General features: G+C 62.5%; 5 protein-coding genes, 1 tRNA gene and 1 pseudogene. 2 read left to right on the forward strand and 5 right to left on the reverse strand.

From position 1 onward, the window contains the following. Positions 1-9: 9 nt before the first annotated feature. A complete protein-coding gene (locus AADJ04_RS04265) occupies positions 10-966 on the reverse strand; it encodes a DUF979 domain-containing protein (protein ID WP_341238863.1) in 957 nt (318 codons plus the stop codon). 11 nt (positions 967-977) lie between these two features. Further along, the gene (locus AADJ04_RS04270; RefSeq protein ID WP_341238864.1) at positions 978-1,721 is read right to left on the reverse strand and encodes a DUF969 domain-containing protein; all 744 of its coding nucleotides are present in this window, start codon (positions 1,719-1,721) and stop codon (positions 978-980) included. 451 nt (positions 1,722-2,172) lie between these two features. Here AADJ04_RS04270 and AADJ04_RS04275 point away from each other — a divergent pair, with 451 nt between their 5' ends. Further along, positions 2,173-2,850: a GntR family transcriptional regulator gene (locus AADJ04_RS04275; protein ID WP_341238865.1), complete on the forward strand. Its 678-nt coding sequence runs from the start codon at positions 2,173-2,175 to the stop codon at positions 2,848-2,850. Between the two features lie 109 nt (positions 2,851-2,959). On the opposite strand, the gene AADJ04_RS04280 is transcribed toward AADJ04_RS04275, so the two are convergent. Next, complete coding sequence (locus AADJ04_RS04280) at positions 2,960-4,129, reverse strand: GGDEF domain-containing protein (RefSeq protein ID WP_341238866.1); 1,170 nt, start codon at positions 4,127-4,129, stop codon at positions 2,960-2,962. 182 nt (positions 4,130-4,311) lie between these two features. Then, a pseudogene (locus AADJ04_RS04285) lies at positions 4,312-5,483 on the reverse strand (pyridoxal phosphate-dependent aminotransferase). A 258-nt stretch (positions 5,484-5,741) separates the two neighbouring features. Here AADJ04_RS04285 and AADJ04_RS04290 point away from each other — a divergent pair. After that, positions 5,742-5,829: transfer RNA gene (locus AADJ04_RS04290), tRNA-Ser, on the forward strand. 253 nt (positions 5,830-6,082) lie between these two features. On the opposite strand, the gene AADJ04_RS04295 is transcribed toward AADJ04_RS04290, so the two are convergent. After that, positions 6,083-6,809: serine hydrolase domain-containing protein (locus AADJ04_RS04295; RefSeq protein ID WP_341238867.1), on the reverse strand; the 727-nt coding region annotated here is incomplete at its 5' end.

A 6,809-nucleotide genomic window follows, 5' to 3' on the forward strand; every position in this document is an offset into this window, starting at 1 on the left:
TCATTGAGGTTAGCGGAACATCAGGAAGTACAGCAAAAACACGTTGGCCGTGAGCAGTGCCAGGGCCGTGGGCACCTGGGCGCGGATGACGGCGTTCTTGTCCGGCAGTTCCAGCAGCGCAGCGGGCACGATGTTGAAGTTGGCCGCCATGGGCGTGAGCAGTGTGCCGCAGTAGCCCGACAACATGCCAATGGCCGCCATCACTGCGGGGTCACCGTGGTACACGCCTACCAGCACCGGCACGCCAACGCCGCCCGTCATCACCGGGAAGGCGGCAAAGCCGTTGCCCATGATGATGGTGAACAGCGCCATACCAATCACATACACGGCCACGGCCACAAAGCGCAGGTCCATGTTGATGTAGGTGGTGGTGACGTAGGCCACTGCCTTGCCCACACCGGCATCCGAGAACACCAGGCCCAGCATGCCCAGCATTTGCGGCAGCACCAGCGCCCAGCCCAGGGCATCGGTCAGGCGGCGCGATTCGCGCATGCCTTGCGCAGGGGTTTCACGCGTCAGCCAGCACACCAGCGCCAGCGACAGCACGCAGCCCACGCCCAGGCTCACCAGCGTGGTGTTCTTGGGGTCCAGCGGCGGCACGCCGCCCACCGACAGGTGCTTGGCCGACAGGGTACCGATCATGGTGACCAGCGGAATCGCCAGCGCGGGGGCAAACAGCTTGTTGCCCAGGCGCTTGGCGCTGGCCGCGTATTCGGCCACGCTGGGGCTTTTGTGCTGGCCACCGGCCACGCCGCCAAAGCCCGCAATCAGCGCCATGGCCACGGCGCCCACGCCCACCCACAGCGGGGGCAGCTGGTCGCCCACCAGAAACACCAGGGCATACAGGCCCCAGAACAGGCCGCTGCTCACGCGCTTGGGGTTGCTACGGTCGCTGAAGGTAGCGATGGCGGTGAGTGCCAGCACGGCGCCCACCAGGTAGTACAGGTATTGGATGGAGAGAGTCATCGCGGCATTCCTCAGGCGGTCTTGGTGGCCGAAGCGGTGGCAGAGGCAGCAAGGGGTTCAATGCCCTCGGCCTTGAGTTCACGGGCCAGCACACCGTCCAGCCGGTACAGACGCCAGGCGTGGATGGCAAAGGCGCAAATGGCGGTGGGGATGCCCCACAGCGCGACATGCAGCGGCTCCACATCAATGCCTGCTTCGCGCAGGAAGGTGGTCATCAGCACGATGGCGCCAAAGGCCACGAAGATGTCTTCGCCAAAGAACAGGCCCACGTTGTCCGTCGCGGCCGAGAAGGCGCGCAGCTTGTGGCGGATGCGCTCGGGCAGCTTGCCGTAGCGCGCTTCGGTGGCGCCTTCGGCCATGGGGGCCAGCAGCGGGCGCACCATTTGCGGGTGGCCGCCCAGGCTGGTCAGGCCGATGGCAGCGGTGAGCTGGCGGGCAGCCAGGTACACGATGAGCAGCCGGCCCGCCGTTGCGGACTTGATGGAGCTGATCCAGTTTTGCGCGTGCTGGCGCAGGCCATGGCGCTCCAGCAGGCCAATCACCGCCAGGGGCAGCAGGATGATGAGCGGCAGATTGCGGGTCTTGATGAAGCCTGTGCCGATGGTGGCCAGGATTTTGTCGATGGGAAACCCCGCCGCCAGGGCCGTGCCCACGGCCGTGACGATCACGACCAGCATGGGGTTAAACCGCAGGACAAAGCCCACGATGATGATGGCCACCCCGATGAGTGGCCACAGATTGACGTCACTAAGCATGTTGATCCTTCGTTGAGCACACAGACACACAAACACCCCGCACAGCCTTGCCCCCTGAACCTGGGCACAGGCACCGCTGCGCGCGCTTTTCCTCTGCCGCTGCGTGCAGACCCCAAAGTCCTCGGCACGCAGCCAGCTGCCTCTCGCCATGCAACTTGCATGCCATATCAACGAACAAAATATGCACCATTGAGTGGCAATCAAATAATTTTTGTTGAACAAAAAATATTTAGTTGTTTTACGATTTATCGATTCTGCCCAACAAGGCAGCACTCACGCCCTCAGTAAAAACCCTCGGTTTCCGCACAAACTGTGGGATTTGGGATGCCAGCAACTGCTCCGCGCCTCTTTGACCGGCGGGCCCAGCGAGTGCTGGAGGGGCCCTGCAAAAGCGCCCAAGGGGCCTCCAAAGTGCGCGGGGGCGGGGCTTCTTTCCCCTTACCATCAGGGCATGAAGTCCGAACTGAGCAACCCCCAAACACTGAATGACCGCATGGCGGAGCTGATCCGCCAGAAGATCGTGCATGGGGAGTTCACGCCGGGCCAGCGCCTGTCAGAAGCGGCTCTGAGTGAAAGCCTGGAGATTTCGCGCAACACGCTGCGCGAGGTGTTTCGCCTGCTGACGAAGGAAGGGCTGCTCAAGCACGAACCCAACCGGGGTGTGTTTGTGGCCATCCCCAGCATCGCGTCCATCATCGACATCTACCGCGTGCGCCGGCTGATCGAATGCCAGGCCCTGGCCCAGGCCTACCCCCGCCACCCGGCCAAGAAGCACCTGCGTGACGCCGTGGAAATGGCCCTGCGCTGCCGTGACGCGGGCGACTGGCAAGGGGTGGGCACGGCCAACATGGAATTCCACATGGCCATCGTCGAGCTGGCCGACAGCGAGCGTTTGAACGTGATGTTCTCGCACCTGCTGGCCGAGCTGCGCCTGGCCTTCGGGTTGCTGAACGACCCGGAGTTCCTGCACATGCCCTACGTGGAGATGAATGTGAACATCCTGGAGCTGTTCGAGGCCGGCAAACTGCAAGAAGCCGCAGCGGCGCTCAATGAGTACCTGGTGCATTCCGAGCGCATCGTGCTGGCCGTGTATGCGCGGCGCATTTCAGACAGCGGCACCCCCAAGTAAGCCACCACACATGGCGGGTGGCACGGCCCCGCCAAGCCTGTAGCCACCATGGATTTGCTATTATTTATATAGCTGCTCGCGCTTTATTGGCGGGCGATAGATACCGTTTCTACTCAACAACAGGTGCGACAGACGCATGGATGGCCACCTGGTCACGCCCCCGGTTTTTGGCCAGATACAAAGCGGCATCCGCACGGCCCAGCACTTGATCGAAACGGGCATCGCCCGCCTGCACCGCAGCCACCCCGACGCTGACGGTGCAGCGGGGCCGGTCAGGCAGCACGGGCAGGCTGCGCACCGAAGCCACCACCCGCTCGGCCACTGCCACGGCGGCAGCCAGATCGGTAGCGGGCAAGACCGCCACAAACTCCTCCCCGCCAAAACGGCCCAGGCGGTCGGTGGCCCGCAATGCGCCAATGACCTGAGCGGCAATGTCGTGCAACACGGTATCGCCCACCAGATGGCCGTACACGTCATTGATCTGCTTGAAGTGATCCGCATCCAGCATCAGCACGGCAAACGGCTGCTGCTGACGCAGCCAGCGCTGCATCTCGGCATCGGCCATCTGCAGCGCCGCGCGGCGTGTGAAGGCGCCGGTCAGGCCATCGTGGGTTGCCAGGTGCTCAAACTCTGAACGCAGGCGTTCGCTTGCCATCAGCAGCACGCCCACACCCACCAACAGCACCGCAAAGCTGAAGGTAGCCAGGTAAGCCGTCTGCACCAGCGAGGGGGCAAAACGGTCTGAGGTCGGGCTGTCCAGCCACAGCGAAGACACCCCGCGCGCCAGAAGGATCAGGGCTTGCGCAGACAAAACCCCCACGATCAGGCGGCTGGCAAACCCGCGGCAGTGGCGCAGCAACAAGCGCACATGGAAAACGCACATCAGCGCCAAGGTGCTGGTGAATATCAGCACCCGCACGCGGTAGTCGGGCTGCACCCACAAAAACACCGCCATCAAGCCCAACGCTGCCGCAATCACGGCCCCCCAGGGCCGCCACGACACAGGCACGCCCGCAAAGCGCTGGCTGCCAAACAAGAAACAGGCAAACCCTGCCATCAACAGGCCGTTACCGCCCAGCACCAGTGACCAGGCAGGCAGCACGCCGTTGAGCACAAACAAAACGGTGGAAGACGCGCACAGCAGCGGCGCTAGCCCCCACAGCCGCAAACCGCGAATGGATTCCGGGAAATTGGCCCGCACCCCGAACAACACCAGGCCCAGCACCACCGCCATGAGGCCGGACATGGCCGACAAGGAACGCAGATCAAGGGCCAGCATGGAAACACAAATTTACAAACAGGCCGGGAGTGTATTCACTTTTTGTTACACCCGCACCGCCTCGCTCCCCTTGACCCTGCGCTGAATGACGGCTGCCCGACGGCGCGTCACCCCGGGGCCGCACTTGAGGAACAAGTCGCCGGGCCTGCGACCAATCAACGCTTCAGCAACCAACCAGGCGGCTAGGCAGCGCGGTTGCTTTCCAGCCATTGCTGTAGGCGACGCACGCCTTCGGCCAAACGGTTCACGTCCTTGGAGGCAAAGCACCAACGCAGCCAACCCCGCCCTTCCGGGCCAAACGCATCGCCGGGGGCCAGGCCAACTCCCGCCTCGGCCACCAGCCGCTTGGCCACCGCCATGGAATCATCGAACCCCTCGATGCGGAAGAAGGCGTACATGCCGCCTCGCGCCGAGGCCACCTGCACGCCCGGCACTTGCGCGAGCAAAGGCACCAGCGTGTCGCGGCACTGCTTGAAATGCGCCACGATGCGGGGCGTGATCTCTTTGCGGTGGGCCAGCGCCGCCAGGGCCGCGCGCTGGGTAAACACGCTGGCACACGACGTGTTGAACTCAATGAGCTTACCCATGGCATCGGCCAGCGATGCCGGCAGCACCAGCCAGCCCATGCGCCAGCCGGTCATCAAAAAGCTCTTGGAAAAGCTGTGCGCTACCAGCAGGCGGTCTTCAGGCTCGGCAATGTCCAGAAAGCTGGGGGCGCAGCCGTGGGGGGTGGGCTCGTAATAAAGCTTTTCGTACACCTCGTCCGCCAAATCCACGTGCCCGTGCGACGGCAGTGCGCCAGGATTTGCTGCTGCTCTTCGCGCGTCAGCGTCCAGCCCGTGGGGTTGTTGGGCGCATTCACAATCAGCAGCCGCGTGCGCTCGGTGATGGTCTGGAGCAGCCCAGGCAAGTCCAGACCCCAGGCACCGCCCTGCGGCTGCAGTGGCACGCAGCGCACCTGCGCTCCCATGATGGTGGGTTGCGCAACCAGGTTGGGCCATACGGGGGTAATGATCACGGCTTCATCCCCAGCATCCACCAGCGCCTGCACGGCCAGCATGAGTGCGCTGACCCCGCCCGAGGTAACGACGATGCGGTTGGCATCCACATCCGCCGAAGGGTGCGATTCCCGGGTGTACTGCGCCAGCGCCTCGCGCAGCTCGGGCAGGCCACAGTTCTGCGCGTAAAAGGTTTCGCCACTTTGCAGCGACTCGATGGCCGCGTTGCGAATCACATCGGGCGTGACCTCATCACTCTCACCAAACCAGAAGGCCAACACATCTTTGCGCCCCATGCCGGCGTTGGCGATCTCGCGGATCTTGGATGCTTCGAGCTGGGCGATGACTGGGCGCATGCAACGGGTTCCTTCAACAAACAACAAACAAGAAAACGCACAGCCCGCAAAAGCCAGACGCTGTGCCAACCACCAATGTAATGGGCGCCACCACCGGCTGGCGCCCCCTGCGGTGGGTTGTTGAGTCTGCGACTGGGCTAACGTGCGGTGACCCGCTCGCAAGACTCCGCCAAAGCGGCGCGCCAACCCAAGGCCATGCGGTTGACGGCATGCTCTGCAAAAAACAGGCCAGCGAGCGGCTAGAATACGAGGCTACCCGGAGACTTGGGTGAGTGGTTTAAACCAGCAGTCTTGAAAACTGCCGACGGGCAACCGTCCGTGAGTTCGAATCTCACAGTCTCCGCCAGCTATCAAGCAAAAAAGCGCCTTTCATGGCGCTTTTTGCTTTTATCTGCCGTCATTTCTACCATCCGCTTTGCAATTGGATTGGATGCACTGGAACCTCGCTAGAAATTCCAGAGTGAAAGATGAAAGCGGCTTCACCGCCCCCTGAGTCGTAACGGCGTTTTGGCACTAATTGGTGCGCGATAGCTCCCCGCCGCTCCGCAGGCCTTTCGGCTTCGATCCCTCTGCGTCGAAGGGGCTTTTCGACCAATGGATCAACGCTGTGCTTTTCCCCAATCGCGCGCAAGCTCATACACCTCCGGCATCCACGCCTCTCTGCTGGAGAACACCACCAACATCCGATCATTGCGGTAGTTCCAGCCAATGCGCTGACCGCCCCAACCAGATGCCCACGCCGTATCAGGCGCTGTGATGTTTTCCGTCCAGATCAGATAGCCATAACCACCGAACATCCGGCCATGCTTGCGTGCCGCTGGATTGCGGTCGTTGCCGATCTGCTTGACCATCGCAGCCTTCACGAAGTCGCCAAAGCAATCTGACCTCTTGGACGATTCCTTGACCCATACCGCGAAGCGCATCCAGTCTTCCATGCGCAGCCGCATGCCTGAATCTCCAAGTCCATTCTTGGCGCGGTCTTGTGAATACAGCCCAGGATGAGCCGCGCCCATGGGGTTCAGCACCTGTTCTTGAATCCATTGGCTCAGCGGCATGCCGGTAGCGCGGCTGACCATGAGACCGAGCGTCATGGGGTCCGTAGACTTGTATGCGAACACCTCACCGGGCTTGTACTCTGAGAATGCGCCGCGTGCCGCCTTGGAGATGCGATCTGTCGCAATCAACTCCGCCAGATTCAGTAAGCCTTGGTTCCAGTCCTTAGTTTGCTCTGGTGTCCAAATGGTGCTATCGCCGTTCTGCTCTGCCGCGCCCGATGCCATGCGCAGCAGATCGTGCACCGTGGCATTGCCCAGCGCTTTGCCCTGT

Origin of the sequence: uncultured Acidovorax sp. (assembly GCF_964021665.1) — a bacterium.
Taxonomy (GTDB): Bacteria; Pseudomonadota; Gammaproteobacteria; order Burkholderiales; family Burkholderiaceae_C; genus Acidovorax; species Acidovorax temperans.

Excerpts from the sequence above, each read along its gene's own strand:
- AADJ04_RS04265 (WP_341238863.1), bottom strand. The coding sequence starts at position 966 with ATGACTCTCTCCATCCAATACCTGTACTACCTGGTGGGCGCCGTGCTG.
- AADJ04_RS04270 (WP_341238864.1), bottom strand. The coding sequence starts at position 1,721 with ATGCTTAGTGACGTCAATCTGTGGCCACTCATCGGGGTGGCCATCATC.
- AADJ04_RS04275 (WP_341238865.1), top strand. The coding sequence starts at position 2,173 with ATGAAGTCCGAACTGAGCAACCCCCAAACACTGAATGACCGCATGGCG.
- AADJ04_RS04280 (WP_341238866.1), bottom strand. The coding sequence starts at position 4,129 with ATGCTGGCCCTTGATCTGCGTTCCTTGTCGGCCATGTCCGGCCTCATG.